Annotated in this window: 27 protein-coding genes and 1 pseudogene; 21 read left to right on the plus strand and 7 right to left on the minus strand. The window is 34.1% G+C overall.

Going from position 1 to position 26,716, the window contains the following annotated elements; translation table 11 throughout:
- Nucleotides 1-31 precede the first annotated feature (31 nt).
- Nucleotides 32-1,141: a BT_3928 family protein gene (locus tag LPC20_RS07930; RefSeq protein WP_229324217.1), complete on the minus strand. Its 1,110-nt coding sequence runs from the start codon at nt 1,139-1,141 to the stop codon at nt 32-34.
- A gap of 23 nt (nt 1,142-1,164) precedes the next feature.
- A complete protein-coding gene (locus tag LPC20_RS07935; RefSeq protein ID WP_229324219.1) occupies nt 1,165-1,698 on the minus strand; it encodes a DUF1599 domain-containing protein in 534 nt (177 codons plus the stop codon).
- A gap of 89 nt (nt 1,699-1,787) precedes the next feature.
- Here LPC20_RS07935 and folP point away from each other — a divergent pair, with 89 nt between their 5' ends.
- A complete protein-coding gene (gene folP / locus LPC20_RS07940; protein ID WP_229324221.1) occupies nt 1,788-2,612 on the plus strand; it encodes a dihydropteroate synthase in 825 nt (274 codons plus the stop codon).
- Nucleotides 2,609-3,178: a hypothetical protein gene (locus tag LPC20_RS07945; RefSeq protein ID WP_229324223.1), complete on the plus strand. Its 570-nt coding sequence runs from the start codon at nt 2,609-2,611 to the stop codon at nt 3,176-3,178. Before folP ends, LPC20_RS07945 begins: the two co-directional genes overlap by 4 nt.
- A 124-nt stretch (nt 3,179-3,302) precedes the next feature.
- Here the strand turns inward: LPC20_RS07945 and rlmH are convergent, their stop codons facing one another.
- The gene (rlmH, locus tag LPC20_RS07950; RefSeq protein WP_229324225.1) at nt 3,303-3,776 is read right to left on the minus strand and encodes a 23S rRNA (pseudouridine(1915)-N(3))-methyltransferase RlmH; all 474 of its coding nucleotides are present in this window, start codon (nt 3,774-3,776) and stop codon (nt 3,303-3,305) included.
- A 36-nt stretch (nt 3,777-3,812) separates the two neighbouring features.
- Nucleotides 3,813-4,085, minus strand: a pseudogene (locus LPC20_RS10755) (hypothetical protein); the annotation flags it as partial.
- Between the two features lie 354 nt (nt 4,086-4,439).
- Here LPC20_RS10755 and nadC point away from each other — a divergent pair.
- From nadC to LPC20_RS07980, 5 genes are read left to right on the plus strand one after another with little or no spacing between them, the layout of a single operon-like run.
- The gene (nadC, locus tag LPC20_RS07960) at nt 4,440-5,297 is read left to right on the plus strand and encodes a carboxylating nicotinate-nucleotide diphosphorylase (protein WP_229324229.1); all 858 of its coding nucleotides are present in this window, start codon (nt 4,440-4,442) and stop codon (nt 5,295-5,297) included.
- A 1-nt stretch (nt 5,298) separates the two neighbouring features.
- Nucleotides 5,299-6,234, plus strand: a complete 936-nt coding sequence (locus tag LPC20_RS07965) for a YihY/virulence factor BrkB family protein (protein WP_229324231.1) — start codon at nt 5,299-5,301, stop codon at nt 6,232-6,234.
- Entirely contained in the window at nt 6,231-6,656 is a 426-nt protein-coding gene (locus tag LPC20_RS07970) for a DUF2147 domain-containing protein (RefSeq protein WP_229324233.1), read from the plus strand. The genes LPC20_RS07965 and LPC20_RS07970 overlap by 4 nt, the downstream gene beginning before the upstream one ends.
- A gap of 13 nt (nt 6,657-6,669) precedes the next feature.
- Nucleotides 6,670-9,120 (plus strand): replication restart helicase PriA, encoded by a 2,451-nt coding sequence (priA, locus tag LPC20_RS07975; RefSeq protein WP_229324235.1) that lies wholly within the window; start codon nt 6,670-6,672, stop codon nt 9,118-9,120.
- A 3-nt stretch (nt 9,121-9,123) separates the two neighbouring features.
- Nucleotides 9,124-9,303 (plus strand): hypothetical protein, encoded by a 180-nt coding sequence (locus LPC20_RS07980; protein WP_229324237.1) that lies wholly within the window; start codon nt 9,124-9,126, stop codon nt 9,301-9,303.
- A gap of 20 nt (nt 9,304-9,323) precedes the next feature.
- Here the strand turns inward: LPC20_RS07980 and LPC20_RS07985 are convergent, their stop codons facing one another.
- Nucleotides 9,324-10,019 (minus strand): LytR/AlgR family response regulator transcription factor, encoded by a 696-nt coding sequence (locus tag LPC20_RS07985; protein ID WP_229324239.1) that lies wholly within the window; start codon nt 10,017-10,019, stop codon nt 9,324-9,326.
- A gap of 164 nt (nt 10,020-10,183) precedes the next feature.
- Here LPC20_RS07985 and rpsF point away from each other — a divergent pair, with 164 nt between their 5' ends.
- The 6 genes from rpsF (at nt 10,184) to ligA (ending at nt 17,226) form a co-directional block, all read left to right on the plus strand.
- Entirely contained in the window at nt 10,184-10,525 is a 342-nt protein-coding gene (gene rpsF / locus LPC20_RS07990; protein WP_229324241.1) for a 30S ribosomal protein S6, read from the plus strand.
- A 5-nt stretch (nt 10,526-10,530) separates the two neighbouring features.
- Nucleotides 10,531-10,827, plus strand: coding sequence for a 30S ribosomal protein S18 (gene rpsR / locus LPC20_RS07995; RefSeq protein WP_007138295.1), 297 nt, complete (start codon nt 10,531-10,533; stop codon nt 10,825-10,827).
- 62 nt (nt 10,828-10,889) lie between these two features.
- Nucleotides 10,890-11,333: a 50S ribosomal protein L9 gene (gene rplI / locus LPC20_RS08000; RefSeq protein WP_229324243.1), complete on the plus strand. Its 444-nt coding sequence runs from the start codon at nt 10,890-10,892 to the stop codon at nt 11,331-11,333.
- A gap of 110 nt (nt 11,334-11,443) precedes the next feature.
- Nucleotides 11,444-14,599, plus strand: coding sequence for a TonB-dependent receptor (locus LPC20_RS08005; protein ID WP_229324245.1), 3,156 nt, complete (start codon nt 11,444-11,446; stop codon nt 14,597-14,599).
- Nucleotides 14,600-14,680: 81 nt separating this feature from the next.
- Nucleotides 14,681-15,157: a DUF6495 family protein gene (locus tag LPC20_RS08010; protein WP_229324247.1), complete on the plus strand. Its 477-nt coding sequence runs from the start codon at nt 14,681-14,683 to the stop codon at nt 15,155-15,157.
- A gap of 71 nt (nt 15,158-15,228) precedes the next feature.
- Nucleotides 15,229-17,226 (plus strand): NAD-dependent DNA ligase LigA, encoded by a 1,998-nt coding sequence (gene ligA / locus LPC20_RS08015; protein ID WP_229324248.1) that lies wholly within the window; start codon nt 15,229-15,231, stop codon nt 17,224-17,226.
- A 3-nt stretch (nt 17,227-17,229) separates the two neighbouring features.
- Here ligA and LPC20_RS08020 read toward each other — a convergent pair whose 3' ends face one another.
- Nucleotides 17,230-18,144: a bifunctional metallophosphatase/5'-nucleotidase gene (locus tag LPC20_RS08020; RefSeq protein ID WP_229324250.1), complete on the minus strand. Its 915-nt coding sequence runs from the start codon at nt 18,142-18,144 to the stop codon at nt 17,230-17,232.
- Between the two features lie 18 nt (nt 18,145-18,162).
- Nucleotides 18,163-18,942, minus strand: coding sequence for a 5'-nucleotidase C-terminal domain-containing protein (locus LPC20_RS08025; protein ID WP_229324252.1), 780 nt, complete (start codon nt 18,940-18,942; stop codon nt 18,163-18,165).
- Nucleotides 18,943-18,989: 47 nt separating this feature from the next.
- Here LPC20_RS08025 and LPC20_RS08030 point away from each other — a divergent pair, with 47 nt between their 5' ends.
- The 8 genes from LPC20_RS08030 to fabV all read left to right on the plus strand — a co-directional run bounded on the left by LPC20_RS08030 (nt 18,990) and on the right by fabV (nt 26,709).
- A complete protein-coding gene (locus LPC20_RS08030; protein ID WP_229324254.1) occupies nt 18,990-19,511 on the plus strand; it encodes a DUF6913 domain-containing protein in 522 nt (173 codons plus the stop codon).
- A gap of 4 nt (nt 19,512-19,515) precedes the next feature.
- Nucleotides 19,516-20,397, plus strand: coding sequence for a 4-hydroxy-tetrahydrodipicolinate synthase (dapA, locus tag LPC20_RS08035; RefSeq protein ID WP_229324256.1), 882 nt, complete (start codon nt 19,516-19,518; stop codon nt 20,395-20,397).
- A gap of 138 nt (nt 20,398-20,535) precedes the next feature.
- Nucleotides 20,536-21,333 carry an outer membrane protein assembly factor BamD gene (locus tag LPC20_RS08040; RefSeq protein ID WP_229324258.1) on the plus strand — a complete coding sequence of 266 codons (798 nt, stop codon included), beginning with the start codon at nt 20,536-20,538 and terminating at the stop codon, nt 21,331-21,333.
- 4 nt (nt 21,334-21,337) lie between these two features.
- On the plus strand, nt 21,338-21,655 hold the full coding sequence (locus tag LPC20_RS08045) for a DNA-directed RNA polymerase subunit omega (RefSeq protein WP_229324260.1): 318 nt from the start codon (nt 21,338-21,340) through the stop codon (nt 21,653-21,655).
- Nucleotides 21,656-21,665: 10 nt separating this feature from the next.
- Nucleotides 21,666-22,907, plus strand: coding sequence for a bifunctional phosphopantothenoylcysteine decarboxylase/phosphopantothenate--cysteine ligase CoaBC (gene coaBC / locus LPC20_RS08050; RefSeq protein WP_229324262.1), 1,242 nt, complete (start codon nt 21,666-21,668; stop codon nt 22,905-22,907).
- On the plus strand, nt 22,900-23,784 hold the full coding sequence (porD, locus tag LPC20_RS08055) for a type IX secretion system protein PorD (RefSeq protein ID WP_229324264.1): 885 nt from the start codon (nt 22,900-22,902) through the stop codon (nt 23,782-23,784). The genes coaBC and porD overlap by 8 nt, the downstream gene beginning before the upstream one ends.
- A gap of 25 nt (nt 23,785-23,809) precedes the next feature.
- Nucleotides 23,810-25,462 carry a DNA repair protein RecN gene (gene recN / locus LPC20_RS08060; protein WP_229324267.1) on the plus strand — a complete coding sequence of 551 codons (1,653 nt, stop codon included), beginning with the start codon at nt 23,810-23,812 and terminating at the stop codon, nt 25,460-25,462.
- 56 nt (nt 25,463-25,518) lie between these two features.
- Nucleotides 25,519-26,709: an enoyl-ACP reductase FabV gene (gene fabV / locus LPC20_RS08065; RefSeq protein ID WP_229324269.1), complete on the plus strand. Its 1,191-nt coding sequence runs from the start codon at nt 25,519-25,521 to the stop codon at nt 26,707-26,709.
- The last annotated feature ends 7 nt before the right edge of the window (nt 26,710-26,716 follow it).

Below are 26,716 nucleotides of genomic sequence, written 5' to 3' on the forward strand. Positions count from 1 at the left end.
ATAACTTATCTACTTGTCAACTATTAACTAGTTATAATTTTAAATCCTCAATGTCATTATAATGTACTTTTTGCTTTACAGTACCTTTTTCTAAAATGACAATACTTGGATTGGCTCTTTCAATTGTTTTTAAAGCAATCGCATCGCAAAAATAGAAGTCAAATGTAAAACCGAACTCTTTTTTTGTTTTTTCAATTTGTTCTTGAGTTGAACCTGTCATCCCAATAACTTTATATCCTTTAGCTTCGGCTTCTTTTTGTACATTTTTCAAAAGGAGCATTCCATCTTTATTTGCAATCGCCAAATCATATGCAACAAAAACGAGCAATTTATAATGGCGCAATAATTTTTCTTTTTGATCAAAACCATCTTTTTCCATTGTAAAATCATGGATAGGAGGAACGTAACCTTCTACTAATATCTTGTCTTTCCGATCCACAAAAGTTGCTCCGGCTGGGATATTCATTAAATCTTTTTCAGTAAATTCAGTATCTACGCCATTTACTTTATAAATAAATACCATTTCAACTACTGATTGCGGCGCCCCTTCTGGAATCTCCATTCCTTTCTGGATATTATTACCCACTTTGAAAGGTCTAAAATCAATAATTGGTAGATGATTTAAAACCCAATATCCCATGATTCCGCATAAAACCAAACTGATTCCAACCAATAAATTTTGGATTTTAGCCGTAAATAAAGGCTGAACCAATTTTACATTGACAAACAAAATCAAAATAAAGAACAACAAAACAACATCTTTTGTAAAGGATTCCCATGGGGTTAAATGCAAAGCATCTCCAAAACAACCACAATCTTTGACCACATTAAAATAAGCAGAGTAAAATGTCAAGAAAGTAAACTTGATGATTAGAAGTAATAATAACCAAACCGTTAGTTTTGATTGATATCCTAACAAAAGCATAACTCCTAAAACCACTTCAAGAATCACTATGAAAAGTGCTAATGCTAGTGAAAATGGAATGAGAAAAGGTAGATTGAAAACAGGCTCACCAAAATATTCGGCCAACTTATAAGAAAAACCTACAGGGTCGTTCAGTTTGATTAATCCTGAAATAATAAATAGAATCCCAACAAAAATTCGGGAGAATTGAGTGATTATATTCTTAAAATTCATCATTGTATAATTTGAGATAAAGGTGATTACTTCATTAAAATTAATGCAAAAACGGCGTAATTAATCATGTCTTGGTAATTGGCATCTATGCCTTCAGAAACTAATGTTTTTCCTTTGTTGTCTTCAATTTGTTTTACGCGAAGTAATTTTTGCAGAATTAAATCCGTCAAAGAACTCACACGCATATCACGCCAAGCTTCACCATAATCATGGTTTTTATTTTCCATTAATTCTTTGGTTTCCTTAATCTTGGCATCGTATAATTCGGTAGCTCTTGCAACATCCAAATCGGGCTGATCTGCAATTCCTAATTCCAATTGAATTAAAGCCATAATGGAGTAGTTAATGATGCCAATAAATTCGCCAGATTCATCTTCGTTTACTTTACGAACCTCGTTTTCTTGTAAACTTCGGATGCGTTGTGCTTTAATAAATATTTGGTCGGTAAGTGATGGCAAACGTAATATACGCCAAGCACTTCCGTAATCTTTCATTTTATTGTTGAATAAAGAGCGACATACCGCGATAACGGCATCATATTCTTGTGAAGTATTCTTCATTATTGATGTATATTTGTATTCAAAATTTTTCAAAAATAAGAATAATTTTTTTGAAAGAAGAAAAACAAGCTCTTTAAAACCAGAATGAAATGACGATTAATTGCAAAGGACTGCTCATCGATTTATCAAAGCCTAAAGTAATGGGAATTTTGAATGTAACTCCGAATTCTTTTTTTGATGGTGGGAAGTATAAAAATGCTGACGAAATAGTAGCTCAGGTTCAAAAAATGCTGTCTGAAGGAGCTACTTTTATTGATATTGGCGCCTATTCTAGCAAACCGAATGCTGAATTTGTATCAGTAGAAGAAGAAATCGCCAGAATAGTTCCTATTGTTGAATTGCTCGTTCAACAATTTCCGAACATTTTGATATCAATTGATACTTTCCGATCTGAAGTTGCCGAAGCGTGTATTCTAAAAGGTGCTGCATTAATCAATGATATTTCAGCAGGAAAATTAGACGAACTTATGTTAGGCGTTGTTGCAAAATATAATGTGCCCTACATTATGATGCACATGCGTGGGACACCACAAACGATGACAACACTTACGCAATACGAAGATGTGGTTAAAGAAGTGCTTTTGTATTTCTCCGAACGAATCGCCGCTGCACGAAGTTTAGGTATTCATGATTTGATTGTAGATCCTGGATTTGGCTTTGCCAAAACGCTAGAACAGAATTATGAAGTACTTCAAAAAATGGAGTTATTGCAACAATTAGAATTGCCAATTTTAGCTGGAGTTTCTAGAAAATCAATGATATATAAAGTGTTGAATACAAAAGCATCTAAATCCCTTAACGGAACCACAGCTTTAAATACTATTTCGTTGGTTAAAGGTGCTTCAATTCTCCGTGTGCATGATGTAAAAGAAGCGGTGGAATGTGTCACTTTATTTAATGCGATGAACTCATGAAAAATCTAAGTGTATTATTGTTGTTGGTTCTGTTTTCTTGTGGAAAAAAAGAATCGGTTTCGTTGCCCCAGTCAAATATAACTAGTGTTAAAGACGTTCAAGATTATTCTCCTGTTTATTTGTTTTTTAAAACCAATGGGAAAGATACTTTAGTAGAAGTGAATAGGAAAAATGCTATTAGTTCAACCAATTGGATTTTTCATATTGATAAACGTTTGCCATTGCGTTTGGTTATTCCTGAAATAATCAAGTTACAAGCCAAAAAGGAGGGAAGTGCACATAAATCCGAAACCTCTGAAAATTATTTTTCGTATTCAGATAGTATTCGCAAGAATTTAGCTTTTTTGCCTTTTACTAAAGTCAATTACCAATTGACAAGTCCAAAGGGAGGAGAGCTTGTATTTATTTCAAAGAATGGTTTTTCGCTTGAAAAATTGAAGAAAACAAAAGCTAATGCTAGTTTGAAATTTGATAAAAATTTAAGTTTTGAAAAGTATCTTCAGTATAAAATAGCAATTCAAAAATTAAATTTATCCAACGTTTCAAAAGAAGAATTTGTTTATTAATGCGTGGTCCTAAATCCCACTTCGTAAATTAAAAAACACACCCCCAGCCCCTCTCAAGAGGGGAATGTGTAATTTTTGAAAAACGTATATTGTAAATCGTATATCACACTTCGTAAATCGAATATTATTGATGATGATAGGGTTCGTTTTTCAAAATCGTAAATCCGCGATACAATTGTTCGATAAAAAATAAGCGTACCATTTGATGCGAGAATGTCATCAACGAAAGTGAAATTTTGCCTTGTGCTTTAGCATAAACCGCATCCGAAAATCCGTAAGGTCCGCCAATTACAAATACTAAAGTTTTTATTCCAGAATTCATTTTCTTTTGTAGTTCTTCTGAGAAACCAACGCTTGAAAAATTCTTACCATTTTCATCCAATAAAATTAACTGATCTGTTGGGGTGATTTTAGATAAAATTAATTCGCCTTCTTTTTCTTTTTGCTGGCTTTCGGACAAATTTTTTACATTTTTGATATCGGGAATAATATCCAACTCAAACTTGATGTAAAATGACAAGCGTTTGGTGTAATCGTCTATAAGTGTTTGTAATGCTTTGTTGTCAGTTTTTCCAATGGCAATGAGTTTGATATTCATTTTTAGATAAGTTGAAAAGTAAATAAACTCATTAGATTATTCTTTTGGTAAAGCAGCACCTACAGCAATATCGCATCGATGGCCTTCTTGTCCATGGGGTGGATTCATACCTTCTGGAGTGGGTGTAGCAGGAGTTGGTGTAGCAGTCGCTGTAGTCGATGTAGTAGTTGGTGTAACTGTCATCTGCGGTGTTGTTGTGACTTTTGAATTGGGTTGTGCAGGAGCAGCTGGTGAATTCAAAGGCGCTCCAACAGGAATATCACAACGATGTCCAGCTTGTCCATGCGGCGGATTCATTCCTTTAGCTGTTGCTACGATCGGTGCATTAGTTCCAGTGGTGTTAGTTGGTGTAGCTCCTTTTGCAGCTGCTTCATTACGCATTTGATTGCCAACTTCAGTAAAAGGAATTACAGCAGTTGGGGTGCTTTCTTTTGTCTCTTGCTCGTTTTTACAGGAGTTTAATGCCAATCCTGCAAGTAGTAGTAGTCCAATATAATTTTTCATTTGTATTCTGATTGGTATGAATTTCAAAAATAGGATTTTATTTTATAGTGATCATCAATTGTTTACTATTTTAGTCTTTGGCTGCTTTGATTAATACTTTTTCTCCTTTTTTTTACACAAAATATATGCTACTTTAGCCATTCTTAAAATTATTTGGAAATGATTAGCGAATCCCAATTTAAAAAAGAATTAGAAATAGTAATTGCCAATGCTATACGTGAAGATGTAGGCCCTGGCGATTATAGTTCGTTAGCTTGTATTCCTGATTCTGCTTCAGGAAAAGCACAACTATTGGTGAAAGAAGACGGCATTATTGCCGGAGTGGCTTTTGCTAAAATGATTTTTGATTATGTTGATGCCGATTTGCAAATAGACACTTTTATTGAAGATGGTGCCAAAGTTAAGAAAGGAGATGTCGTTTTTCATGTTTCGGGAAGTTCGCAATCCATATTGAAAGCAGAACGTGTAGTATTGAATTCAATGCAACGGATGTCGGCTATAGCAACTAAAACGAATCAGTATGTTCAATTGTTGGATGGCACTTCAACAAAGATTCTAGACACTAGAAAAACTACTCCAGGCTTTCGAGCTCCAGAGAAATGGGCTGTAAAAATTGGCGGTGGCGAGAATCATCGTTTTGCTTTGTACGATATGATTATGTTGAAAGACAATCATATTGATTTTGCGGGCGGAATTACTTTGGCTATTGCCAAAACAAAAGATTTTTTGAAAGCAAATAATCTGGATTTAAAGATCATTGTGGAAGCACGTGATTTGGAAGAAATCAAAGAAATTTTGAAGAGTGATGGAGTACACCGAATCTTAATTGATAATTTTAATTTCGAAGATACTCGCAAAGCAGTTACTTTAATTGGTAACCAATGCCAGACAGAGTCGTCAGGTAATATTAACGAGACGACCATTCGTCAGTATGCTGAGTGTGGTGTTAATTATATTTCATCAGGTGCGTTGACACATTCTGTTTATAATATGGACTTGAGTTTAAAAGCATTGTAATATGGCATCAGCAATAGAAAATAAGCTTTTAAAAATTCCTGTTCTTCGCACTGTAGTGCAAATTTTGCAACGCATAAAATTACCTTGGTTAGAAGGCTTGTCTTTATACGATTTAATAGAATTGTATATTTCAGGTATTGTCGAAGGCGGTCTTACTTATCATGCCAGTGCAGTAGCGTTTAGTTTTTTTATGGCTTTGTTTCCTTTTGCTCTATTTATACTGAATTTGATTCCTTATATTCCAATTGAAGGGTTTCAAGCTGATTTTTTAGAGTTTGTCAAAGATGGCGTTCCACCCAATACCTATGACGCTATTTATAAAATAATTAGTGATATTTTGAATAATAGTCAATCTAGTTTGTTGTCCTACGGTTTTTTACTTTCTATTTTTTTAATGGCTAACGGTATCTTAGGTATTTTGGGAGGATTTGAATCATCAAAACATGTACTTATCAAAAGAGGTTTTCTCAATCAATATTTAGTTGCTTTAGGGATTTCAATGCTTTTATCGGTTTTACTTTTAGTAACCGTTGCTGCGGTAGTAATTTTTGAGGTAATCATTCAGCAAACTATTATACAAGATGTTCTAACCGACCGAATTCCATTAATTGAATTAGGACGTTATGCATTTGTAATACTGATGATTTTAATTACAAGTTCTATATTGTTACGCTTTGGAACCAAACAATTTCATAAACCCAGATTCATCAGTATAGGTTCTGTTTTTACTACGATTTTAATTATTATTTCTTCCTATTTTTTTGGAATATGGGTTGTTAAATTTTCCAAATACAATGAATTGTATGGTTCTATTGGAACCTTGTTAATTTTGATGTTTTACATTTGGATTAACTGTATGATTTTATTGTTAGGCTTTGAATTGAATGCCACGATACGAAAACTTAAAAAACAAAATTCTTTAAATGACTTACAATGAAACAATTTATTACATTACTTATTTGTGTTTTAGCAACTTCATCCATGTATTCTCAATCGGTTATTGGAAAATGGAAAACGATTGATGATGAGACTGGTGAAGCAAAATCTATTGTTGAAGTATTTTCAAAATCAGGAAAAATTTATGCTAAAGTGGTCGAGATTTTAGATCCTGCCAATAAAAATAGCGTTTGCAAAAAATGTTCAGGGGAAGATAAAAATAAATCTATCCTTGGTCTTACCATTATCAAAGGATTATCTAAAGACGGCTCCGAATACAATTCAGGCGAAATTCTAGATCCAAAAAACGGTAAACTATACAAATGTGCACTTTCTTTGGAATCCAAAGACAAACTAAAGATTCGTGGTTATATTGGGTTTTCTTTATTAGGAAGAACGCAATATTGGCATCGAGTTAATTAATTCTAATCATTAGATGTTTTTCGTCGAAGTAATTTTACCGCTTTCATTGGCTAAAACCTTTACGTATAGGGTTTCAGAAGCCGAATTTCATTTTGTAAAAAATGGAATGAGGGTAGTAGTGCCTTTTGGCAAAAGTAAAATGTACACGGCATTGATTATTGATAAGCATCAAAATGAGCCAACTCTATATGAAGCCAAAGAAATTGATCAAATTCTAGACGAAAAACCTATTGTAACTCAATTTCAAATTACGCATTGGCAATGGATTGCTAGTTACTATATGTGTGCTATTGGAGATGTCTATCGCGGAGCCATGCCCAGTGCATTGTTGTTAGAAAGCGAAACAATAATTTCTCAAAAACAATCGGTAATTATTGAAGAGGCTGAGCTTACAGATGATGAATTTTTGGTATACCAAGCTTTACAACATCAAAGTTCACTTCGAATTCAAGATATTACTGCCATACTAAATAAAAAAAATGTATTTCCAGTTATCCAAAAATTGATTGATAAACAAGTTTTGGTTCTGCACGAAGAAGTACAAGAATTGTACAAGCCAAAATTGGTGCGTTACGTCCGATTGCATTCAAAATATGACTTGAATTCAGGTTTAGGTGATTTATTGGAAAGTTTGAAAAGTTCTTCCAAACAAAGAGAAATCGTCCTAGCGTATTTTCAATTAAGCGCTAAGGATAAACAACCCATATCAGTTAAACAATTAGTTGAAACCGCTAATTCTAGTTCTGCCATTCTGAAAGCATTGATCGAAAAGCAAATTTTTGAAGACTATTTTATTCAAGAAGACCGAGTTAATTTTATTGGAAATCCGCAAGAAAACGCTTTGGAGTTAAGTAATGCTCAGCAAGAAGCATTTCATCAAATCCAAACTAGTTTTACAACTCAAGAAGTATGTTTATTACACGGACTTACTTCAAGCGGAAAAACAGAGATTTATATCAAGCTTATTGAAGAACAATTAGCATCTGGAAAACAGGTGTTGTATTTGTTGCCAGAAATTGCTCTAACAACTCAATTAGTAGGACGTTTGCGAACCTACTTTGGTGACAAAGTTGGCGTGTATCATTCCAAATACAGTACCAATGAACGTGTTGAATTGTGGAAACAAGTTTTAGAACAATCTCCAAAAGCGCAAATTGTAATAGGAGCAAGGTCGGCTTTGTTTTTACCTTTTTCTAATTTAAGTCTAATTGTTGTTGACGAAGAACACGAACAAACATTCAAACAAGTAGATCCCGCACCGCGATATCACGCTCGTGATGCAGCTATTGTTTTAGCAAACTACCATAAAGCCAAGGTTCTTTTAGGTTCGGCGACACCAAGTATTGAATCCTATTTTAATGCTCAATCCAATAAGTACGGTTTAGTCGAATTAACAGAGCGTTATGGAAATGTTCAGTTGCCTGAAATTGAATTGGTCGATTTAAAGGATAGTTATTTTCGCAAGAAAATGACGGGGCATTTTAGTGCTACTTTGATCGAAGCAATAACTGCGGCTTTATCTTTAGGAGAACAAGTTATTTTGTTTCAAAATAGGAGAGGCTATTCGCCAATAATTGAATGTTTAACTTGTGGAAATGTTCCGCAATGCCAGCAATGTGATGTGAGTTTGACCTATCACCAACATAAAAACCAGTTGCGTTGCCATTATTGTGGTTATGCTATGGCAAAGCCTACGCAATGTCATAGTTGTTCGAGTATTGATTTGGCTACAAAAGGTTTTGGTACGGAACAAATTGAACAAGAATTAAAAGCCATTTTTCCCGATGCTAAAACTGGGAGAATGGATCAAGATACCACTCGTGGAAAGTTTGGTTTTGAAAAAATTATCGATAGTTTTAAGAATCAAGAAATTCAGATTTTGGTTGGTACCCAAATGTTAGCCAAAGGATTGGATTTTAATAATGTGAGTTTAGTTGGAATTATGAATGCCGACACTATGTTGTATCATCCAGACTTTAGGGCTTTTGAAAGAAGTTTCCAAATGATGACGCAAGTGGCTGGTAGGGCAGGTCGTTCAGAAAAGCAAGGAAAAGTAGTTATTCAGACATATAATCCAGAGCATAATACGATTCAACAAGTGACTCGAAATGATTATGTTGGGATGTATAAAGAACAATTGTACGACCGTCAAATTTATAAATATCCACCTTATTTTAGAATCATAAGGCTGACGTTAAAGCATCGTGATTTTGACAAAGTCAAAGAGGGTTCTATGTGGTTGTATCAAGTAATGAGTCAGAATTTGAATATGCCAGTCTTAGGTCCAGAAGAACCGCCAATTAGCCGAATCCGAAACGAGTACATTCGAACTATTTTGATAAAGATACCGCAAACGGCACCTATAGGAAACACCAAAAAAACAATTCAAAAAATGCTAACGAGTTTTGAAGCGGTTCCTCAATACCGATCTATTAAAGTAGCTGTTAACGTAGATTATTATTAAGATATGAAAGAAAAAAATAAAAGTCAAAAAGGAAACTCAATTGGGGTTGGTGCTGCTTTGGGATTAGCCATTGTATTAGCTTATAAAATAATTTTTAAAGACTCTTCATTAAATATCGCATTAGGTGTAGCTGTTGGTGCTGCAATTGGTGCCGCTTTTGATTGGATTTCATCCCGAAAATAGGCGATTGTATTAGTACTATTTTATTCAATTGCCAAAGCTTTTACCAAAGCATCTTTTTTGTTGCGACTCAATGGAATTTTTGAAGTTCCAATTTCTGCAAACTTACTATTGTAGCGCTCAATTTTGTCAGTATTGATAATGAAGGATTTGTGAACACGAACAAATTGGGTTGGATTTAAATTGGTTTCAAAGGATTTCATTGTGGATAAAACAAGATTACTACTTTCGTCAGTGACTACTTTTACATAATCACCAAAGGCTTCAATCCATTTTATTTTGGAAGTGAATATTTTGATTTTTTTGAGATTACTTTTAATATAAATGTGTTCTCCCGTTTCTTCTTTTGTTTCGTGTTCCAATTGATGCAAATGCAGAGCACGATGAACGGCTATTTCAAATCGGTTTAAAGTCACAGGTTTTTTGATATAATCTGTTGGTGCATAATCAAAAGCACGCAAGGCGTGTTCTGCTTTGGCAGTAACAAATATAATCTGAGGTTTAGTTTTCAAACCTTCTAAAAAGGAAAAACCATTAATGACCGGCATTTCAATATCCAAGAATATCAAATCAATACTATGAATGTTCAAACAATTCCGAGCTTCAATCGCATTTGAAAAATCTCCTACTAAGTGCAATTGCGTGTTATTGTTGACTAATTTTACCACAATCATTCGTTGAACAGCGCTATCTTCGATTACTAAACAATTTAACTTCATCTGATTAAGTGTTGATTTATCTTAAATATAGTGATAAATAACTACAAAAACAGCTATAATAGGGAATGAGCTGCTTAAAAATAACGAGTCTTCTTAATAAGTGTTTGGATATTTGAAAATAATGACTATTTTTGCACCCAATTTAACAAATAAATATATTATTTATGAATCATTATGAAACTGTTTTCATTTTAAATCCCGTTTTATCTGATGTTCAGGTAAAGGAAACAGTAAGCAAATTTGAAGAATTTCTTACTAGTCGTGGAGCTGAAATGGTATCGAAAGAAGACTGGGGTCTTAAAAAAATGGCTTACGAAATTCAAAACAAGAAAAGTGGTTTTTACCATTTATTCGAATTCAAAGTTGCTGGTGAAGTACTAATAGCTTTTGAAACTGAATTTAGACGTGACGAGAGAGTAATGCGTTTTCTTACTGTAAGTATGGACAAACACGCTATTTCTTGGGCTGAAAGAAGAAGAACTAAACTTAAATCTCAAAAAGCGTAATTATCATGGCTACATTACAACAATCTGCTTCAGGAAAAAAAGACGGAGATATCAGATATCTTACTCCTTTAAACATAGAAACTAACAAAACTAAAAAGTATTGTCGTTTCAAAAAATCAGGTATCAAATATATTGATTATAAAGATGCTGATTTCTTATTGAAATTTGTAAATGAACAAGGAAAAATTCTTCCTCGTCGTTTAACAGGAACTTCATTGAAATACCAAAGAAAAGTATCTGTTGCTGTGAAAAGAGCACGTCACTTAGCTTTAATGCCATACGTGGCCGATTTATTAAAATAATTTAAACTCAGTTGTTGGTTTCTCCTCCAAGAGAACCTAACTTCTATAACAAGGACAACAACATGGAATTGATTCTAAAACAAGACGTTCAAAATTTAGGTTTTAAAGATGACGTAGTTACTGTAAAAAACGGTTACGGTCGTAATTATTTAATCCCACAAGGTTTCGCACAATTAGCTACACCTTCTGCAAAGAAAGTATTAGCTGAAAACTTGAAACAAAGAGCGCACAAAGAAGCTAAAGTAGTAGCAGATGCAAAAGCATTAGCTGAAACTTTAAAAGCTATCGAAATTAAAATTACTGCAAAAGCAGGTGGCGAAAAATTATTCGGATCTATTACTAACATTGACATTGTTGAAGCGTTAGCTAAAGCTGGTCAAGTAATTGATAGAAAATTCGTTACTAGCGGAATTGTTAAACGTACAGGAAAATATACTGCTTCTGTTCGTTTACACAGAGATGTTATCGTAGAATTAGATTACGAAATTGTTGCTGAAAAAGCATAATTTTCGTTTATTTAATATTTTTTGTTAATAATTTTTTAAAATCACCCTTTGGGGTGATTTTTTTTTGTCTAATTTTGCGCAACCTTTTAAAAAACCCTAAACCATTTCAAATGAAAAAAATCATTATTTTATTGTTTTTCGTACTTGGCTTGCAACAAATTGTTGGTCAAACTACGACTTCAAGCATTAAAGGTGTTGTGAAAAATGGAAAATTGGAGGCGCTTCCTGCAGCTTCTGTTTTAGCAATTCACACTCCTTCAGGAACTAAATATACCGCTATTTCCAATGGAGACGGTAGATTTAATTTATTAAACATGAGAGTCGGTGGACCTTATGTAGTTACAGTTAGTTTTGTTGGTAGCCAAAGTCAAAAAATAAGCGATGTTTATTTGGAACTAGGTAAAGCTTCTAATTTAGATTTTGTTTTAGAAGACGAAAGTCAGCAATTAAATGAAGTGAAAGTTGTAGCTAAAAACAAAGTTTTTTCAAGTAACCGTACTGGAGCTGAAACCACTATTGGTAGAAGAGAGTTAATTACTTTGCCAACAATTTCACGTTCAGCTGATGATTTTACTCGTTTAGAGCCATCTGCAAGCGGGGGTTCTTTTGGAGGTAGAAACAATAAGTTTAATAATTATTCATTAAACGGTTCTATTTTCAATAACCCATTTGGATTAGATGCTGCTACACCTGGTGGACAAACTGGAGCACAGCCAATTTCTTTGGATGCAATTGACCAAATTCAGGTTGCAACAGCACCTTTTGATGTTACCTTGTCTGGATTTACAGGTGCTTCTGTTAATGCTGTTACAAAATCAGGTACAAATGAATTTCACGTTACTACATATGGTTTCTTCAGAAACGATGCTATGACTGGAAATAAAGTTAATGGAGAAAAAATTGTAGTTCCAAACTTAGAACAAACTCAAGCAGGTTTTAGTATTGGAGGTCCATTAGTAAAAGACAAATTATTTTTCTTCGCCAATTTTGAGGTTGATGATAGAAATGATGCTGGTTCAAATGTAGTTGCAAATGACGGTGATGGAATTGCAGGTGTAAATGAATCAAGAGTTTTAGCTTCAGATTTAAATTTCGTATCATCTGAACTTGGAAAATTAGGATATAATACTGGAGCTTATCAAGGTTTTACCCATTATTCAAAATCGAATAAAGGAATTATCAAATTGGATTGGAATATTAATGACAATCATAAATTTGCTTTCATTTATAATTTTCTAGATGCATCTAAAGATAAACCAGCTCACCCAACTGCAATTAGAAGAAGAGGTCCTGATTTTAATACAATGCAGTTTGCTAATTCTGGATATCAAATAAACAATGAATTGAATTCTGTTTTAATCGAATTGAATTCTAAGTTTTCTGAAACTGTAACTAATAAATTACAAGCAGGATATTCTCACTTTGATGATTTTAGAAATCCATTTTCATCTCCTGCGCCAGTAATTAGTATTACTAAAGACGGTTCACCTTATATTATTGCTGGTCATGAGCCATTTTCAATCAACAATAAATTAGATCAAAAAGTGTTTCAATTAACTAATAATTTAAACATTATTAAAGGTGATCATACATTCACTCTTGGATTTTCATTTGAAAAGTTTCAATTTCAAAATTCTTTCAACTTAAAAGGATATGGATTTGATGTTTTTGGAAGTGTTGATATGAATGGTTTCAGAGCTAACTTAACCAACGGTTATTATGCAAAAGCTTTTGCAGATGCTCAATCCACTTTTAACTTAAGAAACCAAAATGCTGCTGGAACCGATGGTGGTTGGAATTTATCAGAAACTACTGTAGGTCAATTGGCTTTTTATGTTCAAGACGAATGGAGTGTTAATGACAATTTTAAATTAACATATGGATTAAGAGCTGATAAACCGATGTATTTTAATACATCTGATTTGATTCAGAAATTTATCGATACAGATAATTCAGAAGGTTATTTACCTGGTATCAATTATTATGATCCAAAAAATGGTAATACTGTAAATTTTGATTCAACTAAATTACCAGGAAATGCTATTTTGTGGTCACCACGTATTGGCTTCAACTGGGATGTGAAAGGTTTGAAAACTACTCAAATTAGAGGAGGTTCTGGTATTTTTACTGGTAGACTACCTTTCGTTTGGATTGGTAACCAAGTAAGTGGAATTGATCCTTTCTTTTACCAAGTAGTTGACAATGACTTTAAATTCCCTCAAGTATTTAGAACTAGTTTAGGTCTTGATCACAAATTTGAAAATAACTATATCTTAACTGTTGACATGTCTTACAACAAAGACATAAATGGAGTACATGTTCAAGATTGGGGATTGAAAACTCCAACAAGCAGATTAGCTGGTGTAGATCAAAGAGCAATTTATGGGGCATCTGATAAAGGTGTTTGGACTGATTTTGGTTTTCCAGCAGATTCTCATGCTTATGTTATGACTAACACCAATAAAGGAAGTGCTTTTAATTCTTCTGTAAAAGTGCAAAAAACATTTGACAATGGTTTTTATACAAGCTTAGCTTATAACTATTTAGTAGCTAGAGATGTTAACTCAATTGAAGCAGAAATTACTGGAGATGCTTTCGTATTTAATCCTGCATTAGGAAATGTTAATGATGCTGTTTTGTCTAACTCTAAATATGGTGATACACATCGATTTATTGGAGTAGGTTCTAAAAAATGGACTTATGGTACAAATGATAAATGGTCGACTACTGTTTCTACATTTTTTGAATATGCTCAAGGGGGTCGTTTCTCTTATACCTATGGAGGAGATATTAATAATGATGGTGCTTTTGGAAATGATTTAATTTATGTTCCAACAACTACTGAAATTAGTTCTATGACTTTTTCTGGACCAGGACAAGGTGCAGCGTATGATAACTTTATCAAACAAGATGATTACTTGAACTCTAGAAGAGGTCAATATGCAGAACGTTATGGAGCATTATCTCCTTGGAGAGGTAAATGGGATATGAAATTGATTCAAGATTATAATTTTAAAGTTTCATCTTCTGCTAAAACAAATACTATTCAATTTAGTATCGACATCTTAAACTTTGGTAATATGATTAATTCAAATTGGGGATTAGTTCAATTACCAACTAGCGTTCAGCCAATTGGTGTTGCTGTAGATGCTGTTACAAAAGTTCCAACTTATACTTTCAATGGACAACAGACAAGAACATTTAACTATGATTCTAGTTTAGCTTCAAGATGGCAAGCACAATTTGGTATTCGATATATTTTCTAATATAAATAAAATATATAGTAAATTAGCCCTCTTTTAGAGGGCTTTTTTATTTCAGAAAAAAGCAATTAATTTTTATTATAAATGAAATACACAAGATTAACTAAAGAACAGTTTGAAGAATTGCATCCAGAATTTATTAATTTTTTGGCAAGCCAATCCATTGATAAAGCGGAATGGGATTCTATTAAAGAAAACAAACCTGAAGTAGCTGAACAAGAACTGGACGTGTTTTCTGATTTGATTTGGGAAGGGGTTTTAACTAGAGCTGAATTTTTAGAACATTTTTCTAAAAATCATATTTTTCTTTTTCAATGTTTTGACACTTATGTGAATTCAATTGTTTTAAAATCATTGGTTCCAGAAGTAGATTTTTTAACTAAAGAGGGTTTGCAATGGTTGAGTGATAATATGTTTACCGAAACTATCGAAATGAAAATCGGTAAAAAAGTCTTTACCGAAGAACGAAATACTTCTATTTTTGCTTTAATTCAGCAAGGAGCTATTTTAAGCGACGGACAATTGTACCAACAAATAAATTCTATTATTGAATCGCAATAGTATTGGTATTTCTATTAAATTGGCTATTTTAGTACACTATTTCAAAACTAAAATAGCCAATTCTTTTTTCTATGGACATTCATATTACAATTCAAAACTTACGAGAGGAATTACACCAACACAATCATAATTACTATGTGTTGGACAATCCAACTATTTCGGATTATGAGTTTGATTTGAAATTGGCCCAATTACAAGAATTAGAAACGCAACACCCTGAATTTTACGACGAAAGTTCGCCTACACAACGTGTTGGAGGAGCAATTACTAAGAATTTCGAAACGGTTGTTCACGAACATCGAATGTATTCTTTGGATAATTCGTATTCCAAAGGAGATCTAATCGAATGGGAAAAACGAATTCAAAAAGTACTGGGAGAAGTACCTTTGGAATATACGTGTGAGTTGAAGTACGACGGAGCTTCGATTAGTATTACCTATGTAAACGGAAAACTAGATCGGGCTGTCACTCGTGGAGATGGTTTTCAGGGAGATGATGTGACGAATAATATCAAAACCATTAAATCAGTTCCGTTACAACTAAAAGGGAACTATCCTCCAAAGTTTGACATACGCGGTGAAATTATTTTGCCATTTGCCGGTTTTGAAAAAATGAATCAAGAGTTGATTGAAATAGGTGAAACACCCTATTCCAATCCAAGAAATACCGCTTCTGGAAGTTTAAAATTACAAGATAGCAAAGAAGTGGCAAAGCGTCCATTGGATTGCTTGTTGTATTATTTAATTGGCAATCAATTGCCTTTCAATTCTCAATTTGAAAGTTTAGAGTCGGCAAGAGCTTGGGGGTTTAAAGCGCCTAAAGAAGCGAGGTTGGCTAGTAATTTAGAAGAAGTGTTTGAATTTATAGCCTATTGGGATACGCACCGTCATAATTTACCTTATGAAACGGATGGCGTAGTGGTAAAGGTAAATTCATTTCAGCACCAAGAAGAATTAGGCTATACTGCGAAATCGCCTCGTTGGGCTATAGCTTATAAATTTAAGTCGGAGCAGGTTGCTACTCGTTTGAATTCAATATCTTATCAAGTAGGACGTACAGGAGCAATAACACCTGTCGCTAATTTGGAACCTGTGCAATTGGCCGGAACTATTGTGAAGCGTGCTTCGTTGCACAATGCTGATCAAATTGAAAAATTAGACATTCGGGTGGGAGATACTGTTTTTGTTGAAAAAGGCGGAGAAATTATTCCTAAAATTATCGCTGTAGATTTGGCGCAACGCCCATTGTTTACAGATCCAACGCAGTATATAACACATTGCCCAGAATGTCAAGCTGAACTGGTACGTATTGAGGGAGAAGCCAATCATTATTGTCCTAATTTTTATGGCTGTCCTCCACAGATTATTGGTCGAATTCAGCATTTTATTTCCAGAAAAGCAATGGATATTGAAGGACTTGGTGGAGAAACAGTGGCTTTATTATTCAATAATGGCTTGGTTCATAATTATGCCGATTTATATGAACTCAAAGTGGAGCAAATCTTGCCATTGGAACGAATGGCACAGAAATCTGCGGAAAATTTAGTTTATGGTGTAGCACTTTCTAAAACTATTCCTTTTGAGCGTGTATTGTTTGCTTTAGGCATTCGGTATGTGGGAGAAACCGTAGCGAAGAAATTAGCCAAACATTATAAGAATATAGACGCTTTACGTCAAGCCGGTTTGATGGATTTAATTTTGGTTGACGAAATAGGAGAGCGTATTGCTCAAAGTGTTATTGACTTTTTTGACAATCAAGAGAATAAGATTATTATTGAAAGATTAAAAAACTACGGTATTCAGCTTGAAATCGTAGAAAAAATAAACCCAAATGCTACCGATAAATTAGAAGGAAAAACCTTTGTAGTTTCGGGAGTTTTTTCACTGTATTCAAGAGATGAATTGAAACAAGCCATTGAAGATAATGGAGGAAAGGTAGGAAGTTCTATCTCAGCTAAAACTGATTATGTTGTAGCAGGCGACAATATGGGACCAGCCAAACTAGATAAAGCCAACAAACTTAATATTCCAATTATCTCAGAGGAAGATTTTCAACAATTAGTAAACTAATTTTTATACAACAATCGATTTGCCTTTTGCGATGTTCTGTTTGTTGTTATCAAAGTAAAAATCAATTCTACCAAGGTTTATTCCATAACAACCGACTTGGTTGACTAAGACCTCCTTTCCTGCTTTGTTTTTGACTATAGTTGGTTTGTCCAAGAAAGTATGGGTGTGACCACCAATAATTAAATCTATGTCTTCGGTTAAAGCAGCCAGTTTCAAATCGCTGATTTTATCAGCGTCTTCTTTACTGTATTTGTAACCCAGGTGTGACAAACAAATCACCAAATCACATTGTTGTTCTTTTTTCAAGATGCGAACCATATCTTGGCTAATTTCGACAGGGTCATTGTAAACAGTTTCTTTGTAAAGCTTTTTATCTACCAAACCTTCAAATTCAATCCCTAATCCAAACACACCAATTTTAATTCCGTCTTTGATGAAAATTTTATACGGTTTAACCAAACCATCCATTACTGTGTTTTTGAAATCGTAATTGGCTGAAATGAATTCAAAAGTAGCGTGAGGCATTTGTGCGTGCAAGCCTTCAATACCATTGTCAAAATCGTGATTTCCAATAGCTGATGCATCGTATTTCATCATACTCATTAATTTGAATTCCAATTCACCGCCATAATAATTAAAGTAAGGCGTTCCTTGAAAAATATCACCAGCATCTAAAAGTAAGACATTTGGATTTTCTTGTCGGATGCTTTCAATTAATGCAGCTCTTCGGCTCACTCCACCCATTCCAGCATTCCTTGGATCGTCCAAAGGGAATGAATCAATATGACTGTGTACATCGTTTGTATGCAAAACAGTAATCTTCTTAATTGCATCGGATTTAAAACTGCTTAATGACAATCCCAAACCTACAAAAGCAGAACCTGCTGCTGTCTTTTCTATAAAATCTCTTCTTTTCATTTTTCTGTTTTTTGGAATTTATTCTTCTGTAATTCGGATGTCATTAATCACCGGAATGGTGTCCACTTCTTTAAAGTAGTCAATAAGTATATTACGTAATTTATAATCTAAATCGTATAGCTGAATTCCTTTTTTGAAAAAGTTCATATTATCACCACCATTGGCTAAATAATCGTTGGTCGCCACATAATAAATCGCATTTTTATCTAAAGCTTGTCCTTGTACTAGGATGTTTTTAGCTGATTTATCCTTAGCAATTGTAAATGTCAATCCAGACAATGGGTGTGATTTTTTTGTTGCGATAAAATAATCTACCAATTCTTGAATCTGTTCTCCTTTCAAAGCAATTACCACTAGACTATTTTCAAAAGGCATAATTCCATAAGCAGTTCGAGCAGTTACATTACCTTTGGCAAGTGTAGAACGAATCCCGCCACTATTTAAAATACAGATGGCGATAGATTTATTTTCTCTTGATTTAAAAATTTTATCTCCCGCTTTAAGCGTTACATCGGCCATTAAATTACCAAGAGGTGATTGCCATTTTCCATTGTTTTTATCCAATGTTACTGGATTGTAAGCCAATACTGCACTTAGATCTGTATCGATAGTTTCTCTGTAAGGTTGTACAAATTTTTCTATTGTTTCATTAGTACCCGCAGAAGCGGTAATTGGTATTTTTTTTCCTTCAATTGTGGTCAATTGGAAGCGAGAACTTCCGCAAGAGTAAATTGTTAATGTTGTTATAATTATAACAAAAAGTTTGAAAAATTGATTATACTTTTTTAGTTTTACCATTTCTAAAGCCACTTTATTAATTAGTTTTGTAACAAGGTAAAAGTACTATGTTTTTAAATTATTTAAAGAATTATTTTCTAAAATATACACTAAAAAATAAATGGCGAGAAGTTGTTCCATTCTCTAGTGGCTTAACCATTACGTCTATTGGAATACTAATAGACGAAGTAGCATTCAAAGAGAAGGCAGCTTTAATTGAAGATTTAATGGCTAAAGGTTTTCAGGCAAATGCAATTAGTATCTTAGTTCATAGAGAAACAATTAATCCTAAAATACCCTATCCTTGTTCTTCATATTCATTGGAAAGCATTGATTGGAACGGAAATTTTAAAGACCCAGTGGTCACTCAATTTGTTAATCAAGAGTTTGATATGTTGATTAGTTATTACAATCAGGAAAAGTCAGCTTTATTGTTTGTAACCGAAAGTTCTAAAGCAAAATTTAAAGTAGGTTTTTCATCAGTTAATAAACGTTTTAATCATTTTATGATTACTACTGCAATTGAAGAGTATAGGGTGTTTGTTAATGAGTTAATCAAATATTTAAAAATATTAAATAAAATCAAGTAGTAGTATGGAATCATTAATAGGAACAGGTGTTGCTCTGGTAACTCCTTTTAAAAAGGATTGTACTGTTGATACAGAAGCCTTAGCTAGAATAGTTAATTTTTCAATTGATGGTGGAATCGAATACCTTGTTGTTTTAGGAACAACAGCTGAGAATGCAACATTATCTGCTACAGAAAAAGAAGTAGTAATTGCCACTGTGATAGAAGCTAACAAAGGTCGATTGCCTTTAGTTTTAGGAGTAGGTGGTAACAATACTATGGAAGTGGTATCCGAATTAAAGACCAGAGATTTGTCTCATTTTACTGCTATTCTTTCGGTTTCTCCTTATTATGTTAAACCAACACAGGAAGGTATTTATCAGCATTTTAAAGCTATAGCAGAAGTTTCTCCTTTGCCAATTATTTTGTACAACGTGCCGGGTAGAACTTCTAGCAATATGTTGCCTTCAACAGTGGTTCGTTTGGCGTCTGATTTTAAAAATATTATTGCCATTAAAGAAGCAACCGGTGATTTAGTGCAATGTTTTGAAATTATCAAAAACAAACCCAAAGATTTTCTAGTAATTTCAGGTGATGATATGACCGCTTTATCTTTAGTTCTTGCTGGTGGTTCAGGAGTTATTTCTGTTATTGGTCAAGGATTCCCGACCACTTTTTCTGAAATGATTCGTTTGGGATTGAACAGAAAAGTAGATCAGGCTTTTTCTATTCAGTATGAGTTAGCACCAATTATAGATATGATTTTTGAGCAAGGCAATCCTGCCGGAATTAAGCAAGTATTTGAATCCATGGGTATTGCTGAAAATACGGTTCGATTACCACTGGTACATGTGGATCAAAATTTAGCTGATCGAATCCATTCTTTTGTTCAAGTGAGCAAAAAATAAGCTGTCTTTTATTGGTATTTTTAGTGCTCCAAAAATATATTTTGTATTCGCTAAATTAATACCTAAATTTGTGCTCTTATTTTGCCTTCACTTGTGTAGCAAGTTGGCTTTTATAAGGGATGTAATTAAAATTTTTAAATGAAAAATTTACTCTATTTTCTTATTGTTATTGTTTTATTTAGTTCGTGCAGCGAGTATCAAAAGGCGCTTAAGAATGAAGATCCAACGGTAAAATTGGATATGGCTACTAAGATGTATGAATTAGGTAAGTTCAATCAATCATTGCGATTAATAGAGCAAATTGCTGGTGTGTATAGAGGTAGACCTGATGCTGAGCAGTTGTTTTATATGTATGCTCAATCGTATTATAAAACAAGACAATATTATTTAGCTGGCTATCAATTTGAAAGTTTTGTGTCGGCTTATCCAAAGAGTGACAAAGTGATTGAAGCTGCTTTTTTAGGGGCGAAAAGTTATTCTATGTTATCTCCAGTTTATTCTTTAGATCAAACGGATACGAATAAAGCAATTGAAAAATTACAGTTGTTCATCGATAATTATCCTAATTCAGAATTTATAGCAGAAGCCAATACAATTACGAAAACACTTAATGGAAAGTTAGAAAAGAAAGTTTTTGAAAATGCTAAAGGCTACAACACTATATCCGATTATAAATCAGCTTTAATTGCTTTAGATAATTTTATTGCTGATTTTCCTGGAACTTCATACAAAGAAGAGGCCTTGTATTACCGATTGGATTCGGCATACAAATTAGGAGTTAACAGTATTCCATCTAAAATGGAAGAACGTTTGAATGTGGCAAAAGTAGCGTACGCTAATTTGATCAAGTTCAAGCCAGATACTCAATACAAACAAAAAGCGGACGAGATGTTGGTTCGCATTGAAAAAGATTTACAAAATTTACTAAATAAATAAAGTCATGGATTTAAAAAAGACGAATGCTCCAGTAAACACAATAACTTACAACAAAACTGTTATTGAACAACCTACTGGTAACGTGTATGAAGCGATTACTATTATGGCTAAAAGAGCCAATCAAATCAACTCTGAAATCAAAAAAGAATTGACAGAAAAGTTAGAAGAATTTGCTACTTACAATGATAGTCTTGAAGAGGTTTTTGAAAACAAAGAACAAATCGAGGTATCAAAATTCTATGAAAAATTGCCTAAGCCACATGCTTTAGCAGTTCAAGAGTGGTTAGACGATAAAATCTACCACAGAGAATCTAATAAATAAAATCCGTTCCATGTCAGTTTTAAACGGTAAGAAAATTTTGCTAGGAGTTTCTGGCGGAATTGCAGCCTATAAAACTGCCTCATTGGTCCGACTCTTTATAAAAGCAGGTGCACATGTCCAAGTGATCATGACACCTGCTTCTAAGGTTTTTGTTACGCCACTTACCTTGGCAACCTTATCCAAAAATCCTGTTTATTCTACTTTTTACGAGACACCTGACGATGTATCTTCCAAATTAACGGAAGTGAAAGGGGAAGGCGTTTGGAACAATCATGTTGAATTAGCGCTATGGGCTGATTTTATGGTAATTGCTCCTGCTACTGCCAATACTCTTTCTAAAATGGCATCTGGAACTTGTGATAACCTACTTTTAGCCACTTATTTGTCGGCAAAATGTCCTGTCTATTTTGCGCCAGCAATGGATCTAGATATGTACAAACACCCAACTACCTTGACTAATTTTAAAGCATTACACAGTTTTGGAAATACTATAATTCCTGCTGAAAGCGGTGAATTAGCAAGTGGTTTGTCTGGCGAAGGCAGAATGGCAGAACCAGAAAATATCCTGGCTTTTATTGAGGCCGATTTAGAAAGTAAACTGCCACTTAAAGGTAAAAAAATATTGATTACTGCAGGCCCTACTTACGAAGCAATTGATCCAGTTCGATTTATTGGGAATCATTCTTCGGGTAAAATGGGCTATGATATTGCGCAGTCTGCGGCAGAACAAGGAGCTTCTGTTGTATTGGTTTCCGGACCTTCACATTGCAAAGTAACACATTCTGCTATCGAACTAATTCCTGTTGTTTCTGCTCAAGAAATGTTTGACGCTTGTCATTTGCATTATGCTAAAGTTGATGTTGCAATTGCAGCAGCAGCTGTTGCTGATTATAAGCCCAAAACAATTGCTTCTCAAAAAATAAAAAAATCAGAGGCTGAGTTATCTATTGAGTTAGAAAAAACGCAAGATGTTTTGGCTTCATTAGGTGCATCCAAAAAGAATCAATTCTTAATTGGCTTTGCTTTAGAAACTGAAAATGAAATTGAAAATGCCAAGTTGAAAATTCAGAAAAAAAACTTAGATTTGATTGTTTTGAATTCGCTTCAAGATGAGGGAGCAGGTTTCAAAAAAGCAACCAATAAAGTTACTTTTATTGATAAAAATTTCAGTGTTGAACCAATGGAATTAAAGTCAAAGGAGGCAGTTGCAACCGATATTGTAAACAAGATAATTAGCCATTTTAATGCGTAAACTACTAGTTTTTCTTTCTTTAGTTTGTAGCGTATTCGTTCATTCACAACAGTTGAATTGTACGGTTACTGTGAATGCTCAAAAATTGGCAAATATCAATCCTCAAATTTTTACCAATCTTCAAAGTGCATTAACTGATTTAGTGAATAAAACCGATTGGAATGGTCAACTTTTGAATCAAAATGAACGCATTAATTGTTCTATGTTTATTACGCTTCAAAGCGGAACTACCAATCAATTTTCAGGAACAATTCAAGTTCTATCATCTCGACCGATTTTTGATTCCTCTTATTCTAGTCCGATTTTCAATTTTAACGATAAAGATTTTAATTTTTCCTATGCTGAATTTGAAAATTTAGTGTACAACCCCAATTCTTTTGATTCTAATTTAGTTGGCGTAATCGCATTTTACTGCAATCTGATTTTAGGATTGGATGCGGATTCTTTTCAAGAACTAGGCGGTACAACTTACTACGATGCCGCATTAAACATTGCTAACTTGGGTCAGCTAAGTGGTTATAAAGGTTGGACGCAAGGAGATGGCAATCAAAACAGGTACTTTTTAATCAACGATTTGGTTTCGCCTACATTTAATGATATTCGTATTGCAAATTACAACTATGCTACTGCCTTAGACGGAATGAGTAAGGATTTGAAATCAGCAAAGGAAAATGTGAAATCGGCTCTTATGGGATTGAGTAAAGTGCATTCGGTTCGTCCCAATGCTTTTTTAACTAGAGTATTTTTTGATGCCAAATCAGATGAAATTGTTTCAATTTTTTCAGGCGGACCTAGTATATCTATCACCGATTTGGTGACTACTTTGAACCGAGTTTCTCCTATGAACTCTAGTAAATGGAGTAGTATTAAGTACTAAATTAACCCTAAGTTCAATTGCTACTATGATTACATCACTTTCGATAAAAAACTATGCATTGATTGAGAAATTGGCTATCGATTTCTCAAAAGGATTCTCTATTATTACTGGAGAAACAGGTGCAGGTAAATCGATAATTTTGGGGGCGATGGGATTGGTTTTAGGAAAACGAGCCGATTTAACGTCGCTTAAAAATAAAGAAGAAAAGTGTGTTATTGAAGCCTATTTTGATGTTTCGAAATACAATTTAAAACCCTTTTTTGAAGCGAATGACTTGGATTACGAAGACGAGACAATTATTCGTCGAGAAATACTTCCTTCAGGAAAATCAAGAGCTTTTATTAATGATAGTCCGGTGAATTTACAAGAGTTGCAGGATTTGAGTTTGTTTTTAATTGATATTCATTCGCAACAGCAAACCCAAGAATTATCCGATGAAACGGTGCAATTCAAAATTGTTGACGCTCTAGCTGATAATCAAGTTGAAATTAGTAGTTATCAAACACTTTTAAGAAGCTACAAAGAAGATAAGTCCAATTTGAATTCGCTCTTAAAAAAGCAAGCAGAATCCATTAAGGAACAAGAATACAACACCTTTTTATTGAACGAATTAGTTGCTGCTCAATTGAAATCCGGTGAACAAGAACAATTAGAAGCTGATTTTGAAAAGCTGAATAATGTAGAAACTATTAAAGAAGCGGTAGATAAATCGTTGGCTTTAGCCAATGAAGAGCAAATAGGAGCCTTGTCTACTTTGAAAGAGATTAAGATTGCCTTACAAAAAATAGCTTCTTTCGCGCCAGAATATGCTTTGCTGTTAGAGCGTATTAGTAGTTTAGCTATTGAATTAAACGATATTTCAGATGAATTAACCAATTGTTCCGAAAAACTAATCAATGATCCAATTCAATTGGATTTGATTAGTGAGAAACTACAGTTGCTATTCAATCTGCAAAAGAAACATCAAGTCACTACTGTCGAAGAGTTATTGGCGATACAAAATACTTTAGAAACGACTCTTTTTGAACTAGGAAATCTAGAAAGTGACATTGCTACTTTGACCCAATCGATTCAAGATAAAACGAGTCAATTGGATGCTTTAGCTTTGGCTATTCATCAAAAAAGAACGAAAGCCGTTCCGGTTTTATCAGACAAATTGATTGCTATTTTAGCTACTTTGGGAATGCCCAATGTGCGATTTAATATTGAAATTAAGGCTACTGAAACCTATTTCCAAAACGGTAAAGACGAAATTCAGTTATTGTTTTCGGCGAATAAAGGAACTGATTTTGGTTTGCTTAAAAAGGTAGCTTCAGGAGGCGAGATGTCACGTATTATGTTGGCTGTAAAAGCGATTTTGGCGCAGTATTCCAAATTACCTACATTAATTTTTGACGAAATAGATACTGGAGTTTCTGGTGAAATCGCTATTAGAATGGGGGAGATTATGAAAGAAATGAGTCAGACGATGCAAATTTTTGCCATTACGCATTTGCCACAAATTGCGGCTAAAGGAAATGCACATTTCAAAGTATTCAAATCTACCGTTGGAGACGATACACAATCGGAATTGAAGTTATTAAATGAGGATGAAAGAGTTTTAGAAATTGCCCAAATGTTATCCGGTGCAGTTGTTTCTGATTCGGCGCTAAATCACGCTAAATCCTTGTTGAACTAAAGATTTGGTTTATATTTGCACACTACTAAACAAGAATATTAATTAGAATTAAAGATATGATTATAGAACCTAGAATGAGAGGATTTATTTGCTTGACAGCGCACCCAGCTGGATGCGAGCAAAATGTAAAAAATCAAATTGCTTACGTACAATCTAAAGGCGCTATTGATGGTCCAAGACGCGTATTGGTTATTGGTGCTTCTACAGGATTTGGATTAGCATCAAGAATTACAAGTGCGTTTGGTTCTAATGCAGCAACATTAGGTGTTTTCTTTGAAAAAGCACCTTCAGAAGGGAAAACAGCTTCACCAGGTTGGTACAATTCTGCTGCTTTTGAAAAAGAAGCAACCAAAGCAGGTTTGTATGCTAAAAGTATCAATGGAGATGCTTTTTCTAACGAAGTAAAACAACAAGCGATTGATGTAATCAAAGCGGATATGGGTCAGATAGATTTAGTGATCTATAGTTTGGCTTCGCCAGTCCGTATGCACCCATCAACAGGAGTATTGCACCGTTCTACTTTGAAACCAATTGGAGGGACGTTTACGAACAAAACGGTTGATTTCCATACCGGGAATGTTACACAAGTTTCTATCGAACCAGCGGTTCAAGAAGATATCGATAACACGGTTGTGGTTATGGGTGGTGAAGATTGGGCGATGTGGATGGACGCTTTGAAAGGGGCTAATGTTTTGGCGGAAGGCGCTACAACAGTTGCCTATTCGTATATTGGACCTGAAGTTACTGAAGCGGTTTACAGAAAAGGAACTATTGGTCGTGCCAAAGATCATTTGGAGGCAACTGCTTTTGAAATTACAAAAGACTTAGCTTCTTTGAATGGTAAAGCCTATGTTTCTGTTAACAAAGCGTTAGTTACCCAAGCGAGTTCAGCTATTCCAGTGATTCCATTGTATATTTCATTGTTATACAAAATAATGAAAGCCGAAGGCATTCACGAAGGTTGTATCGAGCAAATTCAACGTTTGTACCAACAACGTTTGTACTCAGGACAAGCCGTTCCTACAGACGATCAAGGAAGAATTCGTATTGACGACTGGGAAATGCGTGAAGATGTTCAAGCTCGTGTGGCTGCATTGTGGAAAGAATCTACTACAGAATCATTACCAGAAATTGGTGATTTAGCTGGATACAAGCAAGATTTCTTGAACCTATTTGGTTTTGGATTTGATGGAGTAGATTATTTAGCTGATGCTAACGAGATGGTACAAATACCTAGCATTTCGTAATTTAGAG

The organism is Flavobacterium ammonificans, from assembly GCF_020886115.1.
GTDB classification, from domain to species: domain Bacteria; phylum Bacteroidota; class Bacteroidia; order Flavobacteriales; family Flavobacteriaceae; genus Flavobacterium; species Flavobacterium ammonificans.